This window comes from Microbacterium sp. HA-8, from assembly GCF_046111165.1.
Classification (GTDB): domain Bacteria; phylum Actinomycetota; class Actinomycetes; order Actinomycetales; family Microbacteriaceae; genus Microbacterium.
Map to the genome: position 1 here is coordinate 1,365,437 of NZ_CP162025.1, position 19,268 is coordinate 1,384,704.

General features: G+C 71.5%; 14 protein-coding genes. 6 read left to right on the plus strand and 8 right to left on the minus strand.

Translation table 11 applies throughout. From position 1 onward, the window contains the following. Window positions 1-32 precede the first annotated feature (32 nt). Window positions 33-3,998 carry an ATP-dependent RNA helicase HrpA gene (gene hrpA, locus AB2L57_RS06545; RefSeq protein WP_292811931.1) on the minus strand — a complete coding sequence of 1,322 codons (3,966 nt, stop codon included), beginning with the start codon at window positions 3,996-3,998 and terminating at the stop codon, window positions 33-35. Window positions 3,999-4,041: 43 nt separating this feature from the next. On the opposite strand from hrpA, the gene AB2L57_RS06550 reads away from it, so the two are divergent. The 3 genes from AB2L57_RS06550 (at window position 4,042) to AB2L57_RS06560 (ending at window position 8,311) form a co-directional block, all read left to right on the plus strand. Further along, entirely contained in the window at window positions 4,042-5,376 is a 1,335-nt protein-coding gene (locus AB2L57_RS06550) for a hypothetical protein (RefSeq protein ID WP_292811929.1), read from the plus strand. 9 nt (window positions 5,377-5,385) lie between these two features. Then, the gene (locus AB2L57_RS06555) at window positions 5,386-6,222 is read left to right on the plus strand and encodes an aldo/keto reductase (RefSeq protein ID WP_292811927.1); all 837 of its coding nucleotides are present in this window, start codon (window positions 5,386-5,388) and stop codon (window positions 6,220-6,222) included. 196 nt (window positions 6,223-6,418) lie between these two features. After that, complete coding sequence (locus tag AB2L57_RS06560; RefSeq protein WP_292811925.1) at window positions 6,419-8,311, plus strand: thioredoxin domain-containing protein; 1,893 nt, start codon at window positions 6,419-6,421, stop codon at window positions 8,309-8,311. Here AB2L57_RS06560 and AB2L57_RS06565 read toward each other — a convergent pair. Continuing rightward, entirely contained in the window at window positions 8,298-9,887 is a 1,590-nt protein-coding gene (locus AB2L57_RS06565) for a dolichyl-phosphate-mannose--protein mannosyltransferase (RefSeq protein ID WP_292811923.1), read from the minus strand. The two genes, AB2L57_RS06560 and AB2L57_RS06565, sit on opposite strands and share 14 nt — an antisense overlap. Before the next feature lie 39 nt (window positions 9,888-9,926). Here AB2L57_RS06565 and rsmI point away from each other — a divergent pair, with 39 nt between their 5' ends. Further along, entirely contained in the window at window positions 9,927-10,751 is an 825-nt protein-coding gene (gene rsmI / locus AB2L57_RS06570) for a 16S rRNA (cytidine(1402)-2'-O)-methyltransferase (RefSeq protein WP_292811920.1), read from the plus strand. On the opposite strand, the gene phnE (AB2L57_RS06575) is transcribed toward rsmI, so the two are convergent. The 5 genes from phnE (AB2L57_RS06575) to AB2L57_RS06595 all read right to left on the minus strand — a co-directional run bounded on the left by phnE (AB2L57_RS06575) (window position 10,748) and on the right by AB2L57_RS06595 (window position 15,063). Then, a complete protein-coding gene (gene phnE, locus AB2L57_RS06575) occupies window positions 10,748-11,620 on the minus strand; it encodes a phosphonate ABC transporter, permease protein PhnE (protein ID WP_292811918.1) in 873 nt (290 codons plus the stop codon). The genes rsmI and phnE (AB2L57_RS06575) overlap by 4 nt on opposite strands. Continuing rightward, window positions 11,620-12,423: a phosphonate ABC transporter, permease protein PhnE gene (gene phnE / locus AB2L57_RS06580; protein WP_292811915.1), complete on the minus strand. Its 804-nt coding sequence runs from the start codon at window positions 12,421-12,423 to the stop codon at window positions 11,620-11,622. Before phnE (AB2L57_RS06580) ends, phnE (AB2L57_RS06575) begins: the two co-directional genes overlap by 1 nt. Next, on the minus strand, window positions 12,420-13,190 hold the full coding sequence (phnC, locus tag AB2L57_RS06585; protein WP_292811913.1) for a phosphonate ABC transporter ATP-binding protein: 771 nt from the start codon (window positions 13,188-13,190) through the stop codon (window positions 12,420-12,422). The genes phnE (AB2L57_RS06580) and phnC overlap by 4 nt, the downstream gene beginning before the upstream one ends. A gap of 61 nt (window positions 13,191-13,251) precedes the next feature. Next, window positions 13,252-14,238 carry a phosphate/phosphite/phosphonate ABC transporter substrate-binding protein gene (gene phnD, locus AB2L57_RS06590; protein ID WP_409048372.1) on the minus strand — a complete coding sequence of 329 codons (987 nt, stop codon included), beginning with the start codon at window positions 14,236-14,238 and terminating at the stop codon, window positions 13,252-13,254. A gap of 150 nt (window positions 14,239-14,388) precedes the next feature. Beyond that, window positions 14,389-15,063: an HAD family hydrolase gene (locus tag AB2L57_RS06595; protein WP_409048373.1), complete on the minus strand. Its 675-nt coding sequence runs from the start codon at window positions 15,061-15,063 to the stop codon at window positions 14,389-14,391. Window positions 15,064-15,134: 71 nt separating this feature from the next. Here AB2L57_RS06595 and metG point away from each other — a divergent pair, with 71 nt between their 5' ends. Continuing rightward, window positions 15,135-16,712, plus strand: coding sequence for a methionine--tRNA ligase (gene metG, locus AB2L57_RS06600; protein ID WP_292811907.1), 1,578 nt, complete (start codon window positions 15,135-15,137; stop codon window positions 16,710-16,712). Between the two features lie 127 nt (window positions 16,713-16,839). After that, window positions 16,840-17,721 (plus strand): TatD family hydrolase, encoded by an 882-nt coding sequence (locus AB2L57_RS06605; RefSeq protein WP_292811905.1) that lies wholly within the window; start codon window positions 16,840-16,842, stop codon window positions 17,719-17,721. Window positions 17,722-17,764: 43 nt separating this feature from the next. Here AB2L57_RS06605 and AB2L57_RS06610 read toward each other — a convergent pair whose 3' ends face one another. After that, window positions 17,765-19,189 (minus strand): sugar porter family MFS transporter, encoded by a 1,425-nt coding sequence (locus AB2L57_RS06610; protein ID WP_409048597.1) that lies wholly within the window; start codon window positions 19,187-19,189, stop codon window positions 17,765-17,767. Window positions 19,190-19,268 lie beyond the last annotated feature (79 nt).

The window sequence follows — 19,268 nt, forward strand, 5'->3', positions numbered from 1 at the left end:
CCTCATCGATGAGCGCGTGTGTACGTTCGAGGCTACCCGCGGAGCGCCTTCGTGATGCGCTGGGGCGAGACCGGCTCGGCCGTGCCGAGCGACTGCGCGAAGAGACTGATGCGGTACTCCTCGAGCAGCCAGCGCGCGTGCGCGAGCCCCGAGGGCGGGTGCGGCGGAAGCGGAACGGCGCCGCCCGCCTCCGCGAACGGGGCCCACGCACGCTCGAACTCGCTCATGCGCGCGCGGTCGCGCCCGGGATTGTCGGCGAGCCCCTGCAGTCGCTGCAGCGCGCCCTGCAGATACCGCGGCAGGTGCGCGAGGCGCGCGGTGCCCAGACGCGACACGAACCCGGCGAACACGAGACCCCCGACCTGCGCGCGCACATCGTTCAGCGCACCCAGCACGGTCAGCGCGTTCTGACCGCGCAGCGCACGATCGACGTCGCGCTGCAGGAGGAGGATGCGCGCCACCTGTGACACGCAGGCGAAGAGCGCATCGACGATGCCCGCCGAGACAGCATCCCGCACCCGCTCGAAGTCGGCGTGGGTGCGCACGATGCCGCCCGGCGCGACGGACTCGATCAGCGCGTCGGCGGCGGCGGCGCGGCAGTCCTCGATGAGGGCCTTCGCCGACGGGTACGGCGATGCGGCCAGGGCGAGCTTCTCGTTGGCGGCGAGATGCTCCTGCACGTACGACACCGGAGAGGGCACGGCGAGCAGCACCAGGCGACGGATGCCGCCCCGCAGCGCCCGCGCGGCGGCCTCCGGTGTCGTCTCGACCCGCAGCGCCACGCTCGTCACCTCGTCGACGAGGGTCGGGTATCCGCGGACGACGCCGCCGGCGACCCGGGTGTCCACGACCTCGGGCAGCGAGCCGAGATCCCACGTGGTGATACCCGAGCGCTCCGTGACCGTGTGGCTCGACGCCTGCGCCGTGCCGGGCGAGGCCGGGGACGCGCCCGCCACGCGCCCGGGCCGGGCCGCGGGGGCCGGTGCGCTCAGCCGTGAGGCGACGCTCTCGCGCGCCCGGCCGGCGAGCCGCGCCTGCAGCTCGGCGAGGTCACGGCCGGCGCCCGCGGTGCGCCCGCGGGCATCGACGACGCGGAAGGCCATCCGCAAGTGCGCGGGCACGCGGTCGAGCTCGAAGTCCGCCGCCGTCACCGGCTGGTTCGCCACGCGCTGCACGCGCCGTGCGAGGGCGTCCACGAGCGTGTCGGAGGGGAGGCCGGCGTGGTCCTCGGGCCCGGCACCGGCGAGGTCGTCGGCGAAGCGCGCGGCCCAGTCGGCGGCGGGCACGACGTTGCGGCGGATCGCCTTGGGCAGCGCGCGCAGCAGCCCGGCGATGAGCTCGGCGCGAAGGCCCGGCACCTGCCAGTCGAAGCCGTCGGCGCGGAGCCCCGCCAGCAGCGGCAGGGGCACGACGACGTTCACGCCGTCGTCCTCGGCGCCGGGCTCGAACCGATAGGCCAGGGTCAGGGTCTGATCCCCCTGCGTCCACCGCGTCGGGAACTCGCGGGCGTCGGCGCGCGCCTCGCCCTCGACGAGGTCCTGCTCGCGCATCGACAGCAGATGCGGCGTGCGTCCCTGCTCATCGCGCCACCACGTCTCGAAGGAGCGGACGTCGAAGACGTCGCGCGGGATGCGCGCGTCGTAGAAGTCGAACACCGCCTCGTCGCCCGCGAGGATGTCGCGGCGCCGCTCCCGCTCCTCGACCTTCTCAAGGCGCCGCCGCAGTTCGTGGTTCGCGCGCACGAACGCCGTCAATCGCTTGTCGAGGCGATCGGCGTTCCACTCGCCCTCGACGAGCGCGTGCCGCACGAACAGTTCGCGGGCGCCGGCAGGGTCGATCCGGGCGAACTGCACCCGGCGGCGCGGGATGATCTCGACCCCGAACAGCGTCACCTTCTCGTCCGCGACCGCGGCTCCGGCATCCTTCGACCAGTGCGGCTCGTTGACCTGACGCTTCGCGAGGTCGCCGGCGAGGGACTCGGCCCACGCGGGATCGATCGCCGCGATCGTGCGGCCGTACAGGCGCGAGGTCTCGACGAGTTCGGCCGCCATGATCGCCGCGGGGCGCTTCTTCTTCAGCCCCGAGCCTGGAAAGACCTGGAATCGCACACCGCGCGCCCCGAGATACTCGGCGGGCGCCGGCCGCCGGTCGCGCCGCTCGTTCGTCGCCTTCGCGAGTGCGCGGGCATCGAGCACGCCGATGTGCGAGAGCAGGCCGGCGAGGATCGCGCGGTGCAGCGCGTCGGGGTCGGCGGTGGCCCCTTCGACGGGCTCAGGGGCCGTGCGGGGCGCGGGAGCCGTGCGGCGGTCTCGCTCGGGATCGCGCACGAACGAGCGCAGCTGGCGATGCACGTCGAACCACTCGCGCACGCGCACATAGTTGAGGTGCTCGGCGCGGCACAGGCGCCGGAAGGCGCTGGAGCCCAGCTCGCGCGCCTGCTCCTGCAGGTGGTTCCAGAGGTTCAGCAGGGTGAGGAAGTCGCTCGTGGGATCGACGAAGCGCGCATGCAGGCGGTCGGCCTGCTCACGGGCTTCTTCCGGGCGCTCGCGCACGTCCTGGATCGACATGCCGGCGACGATCGCGAGCAGCTCCCGGGTCGTTCCCGTGCGCTGCGACTCGATGAGCATGCGCGCGAACCGCGGGTCGATCGGCATCCGCGCGATCTCGCGTCCGATCTTCGTCAGCCTCGGCTCGGCGCCCGGGCGCAGCGTGACGGCGCCGAGTTCGACCAGCAGATCGAGCGCCGCCATCACGCCCCGCGAGTCGGGCGGGGTGAGGAAGGGGAAGGCCTGGATGTCGCCGAAGCCCAGGGCGAGCATCTGCAGGGTGACCGAGGCGAGGCTCGTGCGCAGGATCTCGGGCTCGGTGAACTCGGGACGCGCCGCGAAGTCCTCCTCCGAATAGAGACGGATCGCGACGCCGTCGCTCGTGCGCCCCGCGCGGCCCGACCGCTGCTGTGCCGACGCCTGGGAGACGGCCTCGATCGGCAGACGCTGCACCTTGGCGCGCGTGCTGTAGCGCGAGATGCGGGCGGTTCCGACATCCACGACGTACTTGATGCCCGGCACGGTGAGGCTCGTCTCGGCGACGTTGGTCGCGAGGACGACGCGACGGCGCACGCCCGCGACCTTCGAGCGCTCGAACACGCGATGCTGCTCGGCGGCGCTCAGACGGCCGTACAGGGGCAGCACCTCTGTGGGGGAGGACGCCTGCGCGTACGCTCCGCGCACGGCCTCGGCGGCATCGCGGATCTCTGCTTCGCCGGGCAGGAACACCAGCACGTCGCCGGCGGGCTCGCGATCGAGCTCGCGCAACGCCTGCACGATGCCCGCGATCTCGTCGCCGTCGACGTCGTAGGTGGCGGCTTCGTCGTCGGCGACGAGCGCGCGATACCTCACCTCGACGGGGTAGGTGCGCCCCGAGACCTCGATGATCGGGGCGGGGGTGCCCCCGGCATCCGCGAAGTGCGCCGCGAAGCTCTCGGGATCGATCGTCGCCGAGGTGATGACGACCTTGAGATCGGGGCGCTCGGGGAGGATGCGCCGCAGGTACCCGAGGAGGAAGTCGACGTTGAGGCTGCGCTCGTGCGCCTCGTCGACGATGATCGTGTCGTATCGGCGCAGCAGCCGGTCGCGATGGATCTCATTGAGCAGGATCCCGTCGGTCACGAGCGCCACCCGCGTCGCGTCGGAGACCTTGTCGGTGAAGCGCACCTTGTAGCCCACGACCGTGCCGAGCTCGACCTCGAGCTCGTCGGCGATGCGCTCGGCGATGGTGCGCGCGGCGATGCGGCGCGGCTGGGTGTGCGCGATCCTCTCGCGGCCGAGCTCGAGGCAGATCTTCGGCAGCTGCGTGGTCTTGCCCGAGCCCGTCGCGCCGGCGACGATCACGACCTGGTGGTCGCGGATCGCGGCGGCGATCTCGTCGCGCGCGGCGCTGACGGGCAGCTCGGGCGGGAACGAGATCACGGCGTCGATCTTGGCGGCGGGCACGGACATAGCCCTCCATCGTATGACGGCGCACCGCCTCTAGGCTGAGCGCATGACGACCCCGGGATGGCATTCGGTCCGCTTCATCGGCTACGCCCTCCCCACTTCTCCCGCACAGATGTCGACACTCGGCGGCCCGAACGGGGGCGGCGCGTTCGGGGGCACCTACCTCGGGTTGCCGGATGCTGCGGCCGACATCGCGGGCCGCATGGGCATCCTCCGCTCGGCCGTCGAGACGGCGCGCGCCGCGCTGCCCGCGCAGGAGAGCGGCGTGCTGAACGTCTTCGTCGCCCCGGAGTTCTTCTGGCACGGCGCGCAGGGCCCGTACCTGCACGCGACGGACGGTCCCGATCCGATCGTGCACCTGCAGGAGCGTCTGGCCGAGGAGTTCTCGCCGGCGGACTACCCGGACTGGCTGTTCGTGTTCGGCACGGCGGTGTCGGCCGCCGCCGACGATGTGCGGGAGGTCTTCTCGCGCACGACCACCCTCGTCCGCAACGGCGTGGTCGCCGACCTCGCGCACCGGTACCGGCAGGCCGACGGCGAGGACGCCGCCAAGATCTTCGAGGTCGTCGAGGACTATCTGCAGTGGGGGCACGCCCATCCCGTCCTGCAGGTGCGCAACCGGGCGATCATCCAGGGACCCGATCTCGGCACCGCGGCGGGCGTCTTCGCCGGCGCACCCGCCTCGGCGACCACCGAGAAGTACTACGACGCCGCGGCGGACTTCGTGCTCTGGGACACCACGGGACGTGACGACGTCGTCACCGAGCAGATGATCGCGCACCCCTATATCGACCTGTCGGCCGGAGACCTCAAACGCGCGGCGGGCGATCCGCATGCGATCCTGCGTCTGGCTCCGGATGCTGTCACGCCGGTCGACGTCGGGGTCGAGATCTGCCTCGACCATGCCGACGCGCGGTTGCGCCGCGGTCTGCCGCGCAACCGCTGGCCGCGCGACGCGGGGGAGGGCCTCGAGCTGCAGATCGTCCCCTCGTGCGGGGCGGTGCTCGCCCCGGCATCCCTCGCCGCGGCCGCGGGCGGGTACGTCTTCCACGTCGACGGGCAGTCCGCGGTCGGCGATGGCGTGTCTCCCGCGGGCGCGGGCGTGGTCTACGGCGTGCGGTGCGCGTTCGGCAGCTACATCGATCCCGCGAACCCCCGATACCAGGCGCACTCGCAGCTGGCCCGGGTCGCGCAGGCCGCCGTCGGGGGCGAGGTGAAATCGCCGAGTTCGGCACCCGCGGCGCTCGAGCGCCTGCCGGCCGATACGGTCAGCATCCTGCCCCTCTCGCCGCGCCCCACGCACGACACGTTCTTCGCGGGAGGACCGGGCGCGCTGCACGTCTTCGGCCTGAATGCCCCGTTGCCGCTGCGCAGTTCCTAGGCTGGGGGGATGACGATTCCCGCTCTGCGACTGAACTCCGGCTTCGACATCCCCCAGCTCGGCTACGGCGTCTTCAAGGTGCCCGCCGACGACACCGAGCGCGCGGTGTCCGAGGCGCTCGCGCTCGGTTACCGCCACATCGACACGGCCGCCATCTACGGCAACGAGGAGGGCGTCGGTGCGGCGATCGCGGCCTCCGGCATCCCTCGCGACGAGCTCTTCATCACCACGAAGCTGTGGAACGACCGGCACGAGGGCGACGAACCGGCCGCGGCGATCGCCGAGAGCCTCGCGAAGCTCGGTCTCGAGTACGTCGACCTCTACCTGGTGCACTGGCCGACGCCGGCGAACGACAACTTCGTCGACGCGTGGAAGGCCCTGATCGCCATCCGGGATGCCGGACTCGCCCGCAGCATCGGAGTCTCGAACTTCCTCGTGCCCCATCTCGAGCGCGTCGTCGCCGAGACCGGCGAGGTGCCCGCCGTCAACCAGATCGAGCTGCACCCCGCTTACCAGCAGCGCGACGTCGTCGCATGGGCGGCGGAGAACGGCGTGCTCATCGAGGCGTGGGGGCCGCTCGGTCAGGGCAAGTACGACCTGTTCGGCCTTCCCGCGGTCGCGGCGCCCGCGGAGGCGTACGGGAAGACTCCCGCGCAGGTCGTGCTGCGCTGGCACATCCAGAAGGACAACATCGTCTTCCCCAAGTCGGTGCGCGCCGAGCGGCTGCGCGAGAACCTCGACGTCTTCGACTTCGCACTGACGGATGCCGAGATGGACGCGCTCGACGCGCTCGACCCCGGCGACGGCTCGGGCCGCGTGGGTTCGCACCCCGACGACGTCAACTGACGCGCGCGCCGCGCGGGCGGTGGGGCGCCCCAGCGCCGCCCCTCGCGGCGCCGCGCGGGGCGCCATTGCTGAGAAGAGGAGATCAGCGCGAGGGGAGGGCCCGATCTCGTCTGAGACTCCTCGTCTCGTGCGGATCTCCTCGTCTCGGGCAACCGCGTGGGCCCCGGAGGGCCCGCGTCGGGCGTAGCGTGAAGCGATGGCCTCCCGCCTCGATGACTCCCAGAGCCCGTACCTGCGCCAGCACGCCGGCAACCCCGTCGCGTGGTACCCGTGGGGCGAGCGGGCGTTCGCCGAGGCGCGTCGCCGCGACGTTCCCGTGCTCGTCTCGATCGGCTATTCGACCTGTCACTGGTGTCACGTCATGGCGCGGGAATCCTTCGCCGACCCCGACACGGCCGCCCGCATCAACGACGGCTTCGTCGCGATCAAGGTCGACCGGGAGGAGCACCCCGAGGTCGACGCGGTATACATGGCGGCCGCCGCCGCGTTCACTCCGCACCTGGGCTGGCCTCTGACGGTGTTCAGCACGCCCCAGGGCGTCCCCTTGTATGCGGGCACGTACTATCCGCCCGAGGCGCGGCCCCCGATCCCGGCCTTTCGCGATGTGCTCGCCGCCGTGCGCGAGGCATGGACGCAGCGCCGGGGCGAGGTCGAAGCCTCCGCCGAAGCGATCGCCGATGCGCTGCGCCGACCGCCGGCGGTCAGCGCCGGCCCTGGCGGCGACGGCGCGTCCGGCACCCCCGCCGCCCCGTCCGCGGGCGCCCTCGTCGCGGCCGCCCGCGCTCTCGCCGCGCACGAGGACCCCGAGGAGGGCGGGTTCGTCTCCCGTCCCGGGGCGACCGGGCCGGGAGCGGACGCCCCCAAGTTCCCGATCGCGACGGCGCTCGGGTTCCTGCAGACGCCGCTCGTGCGACAGGGCGCGCCCGATGCCGCGGCGGTCGCGCCGCGTGCGCTCGCCGCGATGGCGGGCTCTCCCCTGCGCGACCCGGTCGAGGGCGGCTTCTTCCGCTACGCCACCCGGCGCGACTGGAGCGTGCCCCACTACGAGCGCATGCTCACCGACAACGCGTTGCTGCTGGATGTCGCGCTCGCGGTCGGAGACGCCGCGACGGCGCGGGGCATCGCGGGGTTCCTGATCGAGGTGCTCCAACGCCCGAGCGGGGGTTTCGGGGCAGCCCAGGACTCCGAATCGCTCATCGAGGGCGCCCGCAGCGAGGGTGGATACTACGCGCGGGATGCTGCCGGGCGGTCAGATCTTGCCCCACCGGCCGTCGACGACAAGGTCGTGACCGGTTGGAACGGCCTCGCCATCGGCGCGCTCGCCCGCGCGGGCATGCGCCTGGCCGAGAGCTCGTGGATCGATGCGGCGAGACGCGCGGCGCTGGATGTGATCGAGAACAACATCGGCCCCGACGGCTCGATGCGCCGGGCCTCGCTGGATGAGATCCCCTCTCCGGCGGCGGCGACGCTCGCCGATCACGGCCAGCTGGCCCGTGGCCTCATCGCCCTCGCCGCGGCCGCGGGCGAACCGGCGTTCGCCATCCGGGCGCGCGAGCTGGTCGACGCCTGCATCGACGGGCGCGGAGAACCCACGGTTCCGGGCGGTGGTGACGTCGTGCTCCAGGCGCAGCGGATGACCCTCGCGCCGGACGCCTCGGACGGCGACCAGCCCTCGGGCCTCTCGGCGCTCGCGGCCGCCTCCCTGGATCTCTGGATGCTCGGGGCCGGCGAGCACTACCGCGACCTCGCCGCGAGGATCGTCGCCGCGCACAGCACCGAAGCCCTGGCGCGCCCGCTCGCCTTCGGCGAGCAGCTGCGGGTCGCCGCGCTGCTGGCCGAGCCGCCTCGACAGCTGGTGGTCGTCGGTGGCGGGCCCCGGCATCCTCTCGTCGAGGCCGCGCGCGCCGTCGACAGCGACGTCACGGCGATCGTGTCGGCCGAAGCGTCTGCGCGCCTCGCCGACGCGGGCTTCGCCCTCTTCGCGGGCAAGGTCGCCGCGCGAGGCGACGAACCCCTCGCCTACGACTGCCGTGCGCTCACCTGCCGGCTGCCGACCGGCGACGTCCTGGAGCTGGTCAGATCCAGGTGAACATCCAGTTGTGCAGGCGCCAGAAGTCGTAGGGCACATCGATCGCCGTCCACACGGGATACCAGAACGCCGAGAGCAGCGCCGCGACCGCGAGGAAGACGAGCACGACGCCCTGCCCGCTCGTGCGGCGGTGCACGGTCGCCTCGCGGGGCCCGGCGACACGGCGCAGGGCCAGCACGAGCGCGAGGATGAGGAACGGGACGATCACGACCGTGTAGAACTGGAAGATCGTGCGCTCGGCGTAGAGCAGCCACGGCACGTAGGTGGCGGCGACCCCGACGAGCACAAAAGCCGCGGCCCGGTCGCGCATCCGCCCCGCCGCGGGACGGATGAACCGCACGGCGAGGTACACGACCGCCGCGACCCCCGCGTACCAGATCAGCGGGTTGGGGATGCTCGAGACGGCCTGCACACACCCGCTCGCCGCGTCGCATCCGGCGGTGCCGGCCTCGGTCTTGTTCCAGTACATCGAGGTGGGCCGCAGCAGCAGCGGCCACTGCCAGGCGGGCGAGGCGTACGAGTGCTCGCTGGTGAGGCCGACGTGAAAACGGTAGATCGCCTCGTGGTAGTTCCACAGCGCGGCGAGGGCGTTCGGATCGGACTGCCGGTCATAGCCGCCGGCGGTCAAGAGCCACCCGGTCCACGAGCTCAGATACACGAGGGCGGCGACGGGCACGAGCAGCACGAAGGCGACGGGGCCCTGCCGGAGGGCGGCATCCATCGCCCACCGCGACACGCCCGCGGACCGTCGTGCCAGCGCATCGGTGACGACGAGGTAGATGCCGACGGCGGCCAGGACATACAGCCCCGACCATTTGACCGCGGTCGCGCAGCCGAGCGCCGCGCCCGCCGCAAGCACCCACGGGCGCGCCCAGACGACGGGTCCCCACGACACGGGCTCGCCGGCGCCCGCGGCGGCGACGGCGACGCCGATGCGTGCCGTCTGCCGGTCGCGGTCGATCAGCACGAACCAGAACGCCAGCAGCACGAAGAACGCGAGCAGCCCATCCAGCAGGGCGACGCGCGAGAGGACGATGCCGAGCCCGTCGATCGCGAGCAGTCCGCCGGCCACCGATGCCCAGACCGTCGACCCGGTCAGGCGTCGCGCGATCAGGAACAGCACGAGCACCGAGGCGGTGCCGGCGAGCGCGACGGCGAGCCGCCAGCCTGCCGCATCGTCGGCACCGAGCGCCCACAGGCCCAGCGCGATCAGCCATTTGCCCAGCGGCGGATGCACGACGAAGCTGCTCTCGGGCAGGAACGACATGACATCGCCCGCGACGAACGCGGCGTCGGCTTCGCTCGGCCACGAGCCCTCGTACCCGAGGTGGAGGAGGGTCCATGCGTCCTTGACGTAGTAGGTCTCGTCGAACACGAGGGCGTGCGGATGTCCGAGATTCCACAGCCGAAGCACGGCGGCGAGCAGCGTCACGAGGGTCGGCGCGAGCCAGCGCCACACGCGCGCGGCGGCCGGGGTCGGCGACAGTCTCAGCCGCAGGCGCTCGAACGGCGTGAGCGCCGGGGATGCCGGGAGCGGGGCGATCTCGCCTGTCCGGGTGTCGTCCTGCCGCTGCACGCGACCAGCCTACGGCGGCGCGGGTGTCAGACTGGCGGCATGCTGATCCTCGCCGCGACCCCGATCGGCAACCTCGGGGATGCCTCGCGCCGCCTCATCGAGGCGCTCGAGTCCGCGACCGTCATCGCCGCCGAGGACACCCGAACGACCCAGCGCCTGCTGGCCGGTCTCGGTGTCGGCAACAGGCCTCGCCTGATCGCGCTGCACGATCACAACGAGAAGCAGAAGGCCGCCGAGATCGTCGAGCTCGCGACCGAGGGTGACGTGCTGCTGCTGAGCGACGCGGGCATGCCGGTGGTGAGCGATCCGGGTTACGGCGTCGTCGCCGAGGCCGCTGCGCGCGGCGTGACGGTGACCGTGATCCCGGGTCCGAGCGCCGTGCCCACGGCCCTGGCCCTGTCGGGTCTGCCCTCCGACCGGTTCACGTTCGAGGGGTTCGCGCCCCGCAAGCCGGGTGAGCGCCGCAGCGTGTTCGCGGGCCTCGCCGACGAGCGCCGCACGATGGTGTTCTTCGAGGCGCCCTCGCGGGTCGAAGCGACGCTGCGTGCGATGGGGGTCGCGTTCGGTGGCGCGCGGCGCGCTGCCGTCTGCCGCGAGCTGACGAAGCTGCACGAGGAGGTCGCCCGCGGCACGCTCGACGAACTCGCCGTCTGGGCCGAACCCGGCGTGCGCGGCGAGTGCGTGCTCGTCGTCGAGGGGGCGCCCGTGCGCGCCGTGCCGCTGGCGGAGGCGGTCGCGCAGGTGCTCGAGCGCACCGCCGCCGGCGAACGGCTCAAGGACGCCTGCGCCGCGCTCGCCGGTGCGACCGGCCACAGCTCCCGCGAGCTCTACCAGGCCGCCCTCGCCGCCCGCCCGCACCCCTAGAGCAGCACCGACCCCCGCGCCGTTCCCGCCTCGCCGCCGATGATCCGATGCCGGACGGCGGCCGAGAGCTGGTCGACGATGATCGTCACGATGATGGTGACGACGAGCGCGATGCCGAGCCTGGCCCATTCGCGCCCGTTGAAGAGCTGATCCAGCAGAAAGCCGATGCCGCCCAGGCCCAGCGCGCCGAGGATCGCGCCGGCGCGGATGTTGATCTCGAAGCGGTACAGCCAGAACGCGATGATCTCGGGCAGCACCTGCGGCAGCATGCCCCAGCGCAGCACCGCGAGCTGGCCGGCCCCGGTGGCCCGCAGCGCCTCGACGGGTCCGGGGCGCAGGCCCTCGATCGCCTCGCTCGTGAGCTTGCCGAGCGTGCCCACCGAACCCACGCCGAGCGCGATCGCGCCCGCCGAGGGCTCGAAGCCGTACAGCGGCAGCAGGAACACGATCGCGATGATGAACTCGGGGATCGCCCGGATGACGTTCAGCACGGTGCGCGTGATGCCGACGATCCACGCGGGGGCGACGTTGCGGGCCGCGAGAAAGCCCATCGGCAGCGAGAGCAGCGCGCCGATGAGGGTCCCGACCCACGCGATGTAGACGGAGTCGAGCATGAACTCGAACGAGATGCTCCACCACTCGCTCTGCGGTTCGTCGAACGGGTTGAGGAACAGTCCCTGCGAGAGCAGCCCCACGTAGGTGACGACCGACTCGGGCAGACCCAGCAGGCGCGCCCAGTCGGCGTCGAGAAGGTACACGCAGCCGACCACGAGCAGGGCGGCAACGACGAATCCGATCGTGGCGGGAAGCTTCGAGGGCGGCGTGGGCCGGACGCCTCGGGCGGGGCGGGCGGGGGCGGATGCTGTCATCAGATCAGCCGCTTCCGCACGATCCGCGACACCACGTCCAGCGCGATGACGATCACGATGAGCCCCACGACCATGGCCGAGACGTTGTCGTAGTTGAAGCGGGCGCGCTCCACCGCGATGACGGCGCCGATGCCGCCGGCCCCGACGAGGCCCATGATCGCCGACGCGCGCAGGTTCAGCTCGAACACGTACAGCACGTACGAGAGGTAGCCCGGCCAGATCTGCGGGAGCACCGCGGTGATCGATCGTTGCGCGGTGGTCGCACCGGCAGCATCCGCCGCCTCGAGGGGGCCGCGCGCGACGCCGTCGATCGTCTCGCTCGTGAGCTTGGCGATGATGCCGACGTTGAAGATGGCCAGTGCCAGGAACCCCGCCAGCGTGCCGGTGCTCACGAGCGCCACCATCAGGTAGGCGTATCCGATCTCGGGGAGGGAGCGCAGCACCGAGAGGAACCACCGCACGATGCGCACGAACCAGGGGGAGCGGTTGGTGGCCCGCGAGGCGAGGAGGGCGAAGCCGAGCCCCACAATCGCGCCCGCAAGCGTTGCGAGGATCGCCATGACGATGGTCTCGACCCAGGCGTCCCAGACGCGGAACAGGAACGACCAGTTCGGCGTGAGGTAGGCGGCGATGATGTCCCACGCGCGCGGGTTGCCCTCGAACAGCGGCACGAGCGAGAACTGGATCTGGAGCGCCGACCAGATCGTCAGCAGCACCGCGACGATGCCGACGATGACGAAGAACGGCCGGGGGCGCGGCCTGCGCGGGCGGGCCGTGGGTGCCGCGGATGCGGGGGTGCTCACGAGGGATCGCTCAGGATGTCGTCGGAATTCAGCCGCCGACCGTAGATCTGCTCGAACACGCTCTCGTCGGTCTCGGCGGGCGTGCCGTCGAAGACGACCCTGCCCGCGCGCATCCCGATGATGCGCTCCGCGTAGGTGGTCGCCAGATCGAGGAAGTGAAGGTTGACGACGGTCGTGATGCCGAGCTCGCGGTTGATGCGCTGCAGGTCGCGCATGACGAGGTTGGCGGTGGGTGGATCGAGCGAGGCGACGGGCTCGTCGGCGAGGATGACCCGCGGCTGCTGCGCCAGGGCGCGGGCGATCGCGACGCGCTGCTGCTGACCGCCCGAGAGCGAGGAGGCGCGCGTGTAGGCCTTCTCGACGATGCCGACGCGCTCGAGGGCCTGAAAGGCGATCTCGGTGTCGGCCGCGCGCCACGCGCCGAGGAGCGCCCGCCAGGTCGGGGTGGCGTGCAGACGCCCCGTGAGCACGTTGTCCATCACGCTCGCCCGCTCGACCAGGTTGAAGGACTGGAAGATCATGCCCACGCGGGTGCGCAGGCGTCGCAGGCGCCGACCCGATGCGCCGTCCACGCGTTCGCCGTCGACCTCGAGGGTGCCCCCGCTCACCGGCACGAGGCCGTTGATGGTACGCACGAGCGTCGATTTGCCGGCTCCCGACAGACCCACCACGACGACGAACTGGCCGTCGGGGATCTCGAGGCTGACGCCGTCGAGACCCTTCGTCCCGCCGGGGTAGGCGACGGTGACGTTGTCGAATCGAATCACGGATGCTGCTTCCTGCGTGTGCGTGCCCGGCCGGCCGATCGCCGGCCGGGCACGCGGGGGATCACTCTTCGCCGAAGTTCTGTTCGACCTGGCGGGCCGCGTCGAGCGCGTCGAGGTCGGCGGGCGCGAATCCCTCGATGTTGTAGACGGCATCGAGCACGGCGAGGCCGTCCTCGGTGTCGGCGATGGCCATGAACGCGTCGGCGATGCGCTCCTGCCACTCCTCCGAGAGGTCCGAGGAGACGGCGATGCCGTCGTTGGGGATGTTCGTCGACCACGCGAACACGGTGACGTCGGAGCCGATGCTCGGGCGCTCCTCGACGACCTCGCTGCGGGCGTCGTTGAAGCTCACGCCGACGCTCGCGCTGCCGTCGGCGACGGCGAGCACCGCGTTGGGGTGACCGCCCGCGAAGAACGCGCCGTTCAGGGCGAAGGGATCCAGGCCCGCCTCCTGCAGCTGCGTGGCGGGGTAGTAGTAGCCCGACGCGCTGCCCTCGTCGACGAACGCGATCGTCTCGTCCTGCGTGATCTCGGCGAGGGCGTCCTCGCCGACGGGGCCCTCCTCGGCGCTGTCCGTGCCGTTGCAGAACGTGTAGCCCTCGTCGTCGGTCACGATCTCGTCCATGCAGAAGCGGTCGGGCTCGTTCGTGTACCACTGCGTGACGTAGGTGTCGGAGCCGAAGCGCACCGACTGCAGGATCGGCACCGCCCCGGCCTGGTCGGCGGCCTGGACGAGCGCGATCGGGCCGAACATGCCGATCTGCGCCTGTCCCGCCTGCATGGCGGTCACGAGAGCGGTGTAGTCGGTCGTGACCTCGGCGGTGACCGGGATGCCGAGCTCGTCCGAGAGGAGAGTGCCGAGCTCTTCGGCGTCGAGCACGAGCTGGTCGACGTCCTGCGAGGGCACGAGGCCCAGGACGAGCTCGGTGGGCTCGTCTCCGCCGGCCCCGGCGTCGCCGCCGTCATCGGTCGATCCGCCGGCGCAGCCGGCGAGGACGAGGGTGGTCACGGCAGCCGCGGCGATGGCCGCCGGCATCCTGAGCTTCATGGTTCCTCCTGGTGGGTCATCGCGTGGCGACGAGCGGTGCACATGTGATCTCGGTGTCGCCGGTGGCCCGGCGGCTCAACGAACGTAACCCCGCGCGCCGCCGCGCCCGCCGGAAGTTCACACGCTTGTAACCCGCCGGTCGGAGCCCGCTCACGCGCCCGTCGCGCCCTCGATCCAGCGCTGAACCCACATGTAGAGGTCGGGCATTGCACGCACCCGCACATCTGGTGTTCCGGGCTGATTCCCGTGCCCGTCGATGAGGGCCGTGGCCGCGCCGCGCCGGTGCGGAACGCTCAGGTCGTTCACCCAGATGTCGCCGATGCTCAGCACCGTCGACGCCTCGCCGGCGATGTCGTCGAGCACGGCGTGCATGCCCCCCGGCTTGCCGGCGTCGGCGATGACCCGGTCGAAGCACGCGTCGATCCCGAGCAGTGCGAGGATGCTGTCGAGTCCCTCGCCGGGAGCGTTGGTGACCAGCAGCAGCCGCGCTCCGCGCTCGCGCAGATCGCGGGCGAACGCGGCGAAGCCCGCCGGAGCGTGCACGCCGAGCCCCTCCTCCGCCAGGCGCCGCCGAGCGCCGCCGAACGCCGCCGCGATACGGGCCGGATCCACCCCGGCGGCGCTCGCCGCGCCCTGCACCGCCTGGTAGCCGTCGACGGCCCCGGCGAACTCCGCCAGCGCGTCGCCGGCGAGGTGGCGAGCGACCCGGTGCTCGAGGTCGGCGAGCGAGGGATGCGCATCGGCGACCCCGCGCGCGTACTCCAGGGCCGGGCCGTCGCCCAGGCACACCGTGCCGTCGAAGTCGAAGATGATCGTGCGCTCCACCCCTGGCACGCTACCGCCCGGGCGTCGTCACACGCCCGGGCCCCGGCATCCGCCCCGCCTAGAATCGTCGGGTGAGCAACGGCCGTTCCTTCTACATCACCACCCCGATCTACTACCCGAGCGATGTGCCCCACATCGGGCACGGGTACACGACGGTCGCGGTCGACACGCTCGCGCGCTGGCACCGCCAGGCGGGCGATGACACGTGGATGCTGACGGGAACCGACGAGCACGGGCAGAAGATGATCCGGGCGGCGTCCGCCAACGGCGCGACGCCGCAGGAGTGGGTCGACAAGCTCGTGTCGGAGTCGTGGTTTCCGCTGCTCGAGACGCTCGACGTGGCCAACGACGACTTCATCCGCACGACGCAGGAGCGTCACGAGACGCGCGTGCAGGAGTTCCTGCAGGCGATCTACGACCGCGGCTACATCTACGCCGGCGAGTACGAGGCGCTCTACTGCGTCGGCTGCGAGGAGTTCAAGCCCGAGTCCGAGATCGTCGACGGCACGGGGCCCTTCGAGGGTCTCAAGGTCTGCGCGATCCACTCCAAGCCGCTCGAGCTGCTGCAGGAGAAGAACTACTTCTTCAAGCTCAGCGAGTTCGCCGAGCCGCTGCTCGCGCTCTACCGCTCACAGCCCGACTTCATCCGACCCGAGTCGGCACGCAACGAGGTCGTCTCGTTCGTGCGCTCGGGGCTGAAGGACCTCTCGATCTCGCGCTCGACGTTCGACTGGGGCATCAAGGTGCCGTGGGATGAGAACCACGTCATCTACGTGTGGGTCGACGCCCTGCTCAACTACGCCACGGCCGTGGGCTACGGAGCCGACCCGGCCACCTTCGAGCGCCGGTGGCCCGCCTACCACGTCGTCGGCAAGGACATCCTGCGCTTCCACGCCGTGATCTGGCCGGCGATGCTCATGGCCGCGGGCGTCGATGTGCCCCGCGGCGTCTTCGCGCACGGCTGGCTGCTCGTGGGCGGCGAGAAGATGTCGAAGTCCAAGCTCACCGGCATCGCCCCGACCGAGATCACCGACGTGTTCGGCTCGGACGCGTACCGGTTCTACTTCCTCTCGGCGATCGCGTTCGGGCAGGACGGGTCGTTCTCGTGGGAGGACCTCTCGGCGCGGTACCAGGCCGAGCTCGCCAACGGGTTCGGCAACCTCGCCTCGCGCACCGTCGCGATGATCGGCAAGTACTTCGACGGCGTCGTCCCCGCCCCGGGGGCCTACACCGAGGCCGATCTCGCGATCCAGAAGACCGTGGCCGATGCCGCGGCCACCGCCGACGCCGCCGTGGAGCGGTTCCGCATCGACGAGGCGATCGAGTCGATCTGGACGATCGTCGACGCCCTGAACGGCTACATCACCGAGAACGAGCCGTGGGCGCTGGCGAAGGACGACGCGCGCCGAGAGCGGCTGGGCACCGTGCTGTACACGTGCGCCGAGGGCCTCCGCGCGCTCGCCGTGCTGCTCTCGCCGGTCATGCCCGTGGCGACGCAGAAGCTGTGGGCCGCACTCGGCGCCGAGGACGCGCTCGGTGCGCTCACCGAGCAGCCGCTGCGGGATGCCGGAGCCTGGGGCGCGCTGCAGCCGGGCACGCAGACCCGGGCCCTGGCCCCGCTGTTCCCGCGCGTCGAGCAGGCCGGATAGTGGCTCTGCTGCACAACATTCCGGAACAACAGTCCTGCGGGGGTGCTCGAACCGCGTCGGGCGGCGGTGGGGCGCCGTCCTTCCGGAATGTTGTCCGCTTTCCGGCGCTGACAGAGGTGCCCCGCGCGTGAGTGACCCGTCGCAGTACGTGCGGGAGCGGACGCAAGAGGGGCGGCGTGACCTCCGATACCCGGATCAGCCCGAGCCGCTCGCCGTGCCGGTCTACGACAACCACTGCCATCTCGAGATCGCCGACGGCGACGGTGATGGCCTGAGAGTCGACGAGCAGCTCGAGCGGGCCGCCGCGGTCGGCGTGATCGGCGTCGTGCAGGCCGGGGGCGACATCGAGTCCAGCCGCTGGTCGGCGTGGGCGGCGGCATCCCACCCCCGTGTTCTCGCGGCGGTGGCGATCCATCCGAACGAAGCGCCCGCCTACGCCGACGCCGGCCGGCTGGAGGAGGCGATCGCCGTCGTCGACGAGCTCGCCGCGCAGCCTCGCGTGCGGGCGATCGGCGAGACGGGGCTGGACTTCTTCCGCACCGACGAGGCGGGGCTGCCCGCGCAGTTCGAGAGCTTCGAGGCGCACATCGCGCTGGCCAAGAAACACGGCATCGCGATGCAGATCCACGATCGTGACGCCCACGAGGCCGTGCTCGAGACGCTGCAGCGCGTCGGCGCTCCCGAGCGCACGGTCTTCCACTGCTTCTCGGGCGATGCCGAGATGGCGCGGATCGCGGGGGAGCGCGGCTACTGGCTCTCCTTCGCGGGAAACGTGACGTTCAAGAACGCGCAGAACCTGCGCGACGCCCTCGCGGTGATCCCGCGCGAGCGCATCCTCGTCGAGACCGACGCGCCGTTCCTGACGCCCGTGCCCCACAGGGGGCGCCCGAATGCGCCGTATCTGATCCCCGTGACGGTGCGCTTCATGGCCGCCGAGCTCGGCGTGGAGGTCGACGAGCTCTGCGCGCAGATCGCGGCGAACACGGTCGAGGTCTACGGCGAGTTCTAGGCCCGGGCACTCTGCGCGCCCTGAGCCCGTCGAAGGGCTCCGGTCACCGGCCGGCGCGTGCCGCCTTGGGCTTCGTGGCGAAGAGGGTCTCGGTCTGCTCGAGCTCCATGCCCTTGGTCTCGGGGATCTTCGCCAGGACGTAGACGAAGGACAGTGCCGCGAACAGGGCGTACATCGCGTAGGTGAGCGGCAGAGACCAGCCCGACATCGCCGGGAAGCTCACGGTGATCAGGAAGTTCGCGATCCACTGCGCACCGGCGGCGACGCCCAGCGCCTTGCCGCGGATGCGGCTCGGGAAGATCTCGCCGAGCAGCACCCACACGAGGGGGCCCCACGAGGCGCCGAAGCCGATCACGAAGACGTTGGCGGCGACGAGCGCGATCGGTCCCCACGCCCCGGGCAGCGAGACCTCGCCGTCGACGGTCTCGGCGAAGGCGAACGCCAGCGCCATCGTCCCGAGGGAGACGGTCATCATGACCGAGCCGGTCAGCAGGATCGGCTTGCGGCCGACGCGGTCGACGAGCACGATCGCGACGATCGTGACGAGCACGTTGGTGACCGAGGTGATGACGCTGATCAGCAGTGAGTTCGACTCGGTGAACCCGACCGCGCGCCACAGTGTCGTCGAGTAGTAGAAGATCACGTTGATGCCGACGAACTGCTGGAACACCGACAGGATGATGCCCACCCACACGATCGGCTGCAGGCCGAAGCGCGGTCCCTTCAGCGACACGCCCTTGGATTTGCGGTCCTCGGCGATGCGCTTCTCCAGCTCTCGCATGGTCTGCTCGAGATCCGCCTCCGGCACCAACCGCGCGAAGATCTCGCGGGCCTCGTCGTAGCGGCCCTTGGCGATGAGGTAGCGCGGGGACTCGGGCATCGTGAAGGCGAGGATGCCGTACACGAGCGCCGGCACGGCCTCGACGAGCAGCATCCATCGCCAGGCCTCGAGACCCAGCCACAGCACCTCGGAAGAGCCGCCCGCGACGCCCGCGAGGAGGGCGTTCGAGAGCAGCGCACCGAAGATGCCGAGCGTGATCGCCAGCTGCTGCAACGACCCGAGCGTGCCGCGGATCTGGCGCGGGGCGACCTCGGCGATGTATGCCGGAGCCACGACGGATGCGATCCCGATGCCGAGGCCTCCGATGAAGCGCCAGACCGTCAGGTCGACGGCGCTGAAGGCGAGGCCGGATCCGATCGCGCTGATGAAGAACAGCACGGCGCCGATCATCATGACGCGCAGGCGACCCCAGCGGTCGCTGAGCACGCCCGCGAGCACCGCGCCGAGCGCGCAGCCGAGCAGCGCGATCGCCACGACGAACCCGGTGACGACGTCGTTCAGGCCGAACTGGTTCTCGATCGAGTCGACCGCGCCGTTGATGACCGACGAGTCGAAGCCGAACAGGAAGCCGCCCACGGCCGCGGCGATCGAGAGCGCAACGGCCCGTCGCCCGAAGGGACTCTTCATCGAGAACGCATCAGTGGGGATCGTGCCTGTTCTGCTCACGTGCGCCACCATACTCCGCGCTTCGCGGGCCCTGCCCGTA

Coding starts and splice junctions, on each gene's coding strand:
- phnD (WP_409048372.1), bottom strand. CDS start 14,238: ATGAAGCTCAGGATGCCGGCGGCCATCGCCGCGGCTGCCGTGACCACC.
- AB2L57_RS06560 (WP_292811925.1), top strand. CDS start 6,419: ATGGCCTCCCGCCTCGATGACTCCCAGAGCCCGTACCTGCGCCAGCAC.
- AB2L57_RS06610 (WP_409048597.1), bottom strand. CDS start 19,189: ATGAAGAGTCCCTTCGGGCGACGGGCCGTTGCGCTCTCGATCGCCGCG.
- rsmI (WP_292811920.1), top strand. CDS start 9,927: ATGCTGATCCTCGCCGCGACCCCGATCGGCAACCTCGGGGATGCCTCG.
- phnE (WP_292811918.1), bottom strand. CDS start 11,620: ATGACAGCATCCGCCCCCGCCCGCCCCGCCCGAGGCGTCCGGCCCACG.
- AB2L57_RS06555 (WP_292811927.1), top strand. CDS start 5,386: ATGACGATTCCCGCTCTGCGACTGAACTCCGGCTTCGACATCCCCCAG.
- hrpA (WP_292811931.1), bottom strand. CDS start 3,998: ATGTCCGTGCCCGCCGCCAAGATCGACGCCGTGATCTCGTTCCCGCCC.
- AB2L57_RS06550 (WP_292811929.1), top strand. CDS start 4,042: ATGACGACCCCGGGATGGCATTCGGTCCGCTTCATCGGCTACGCCCTC.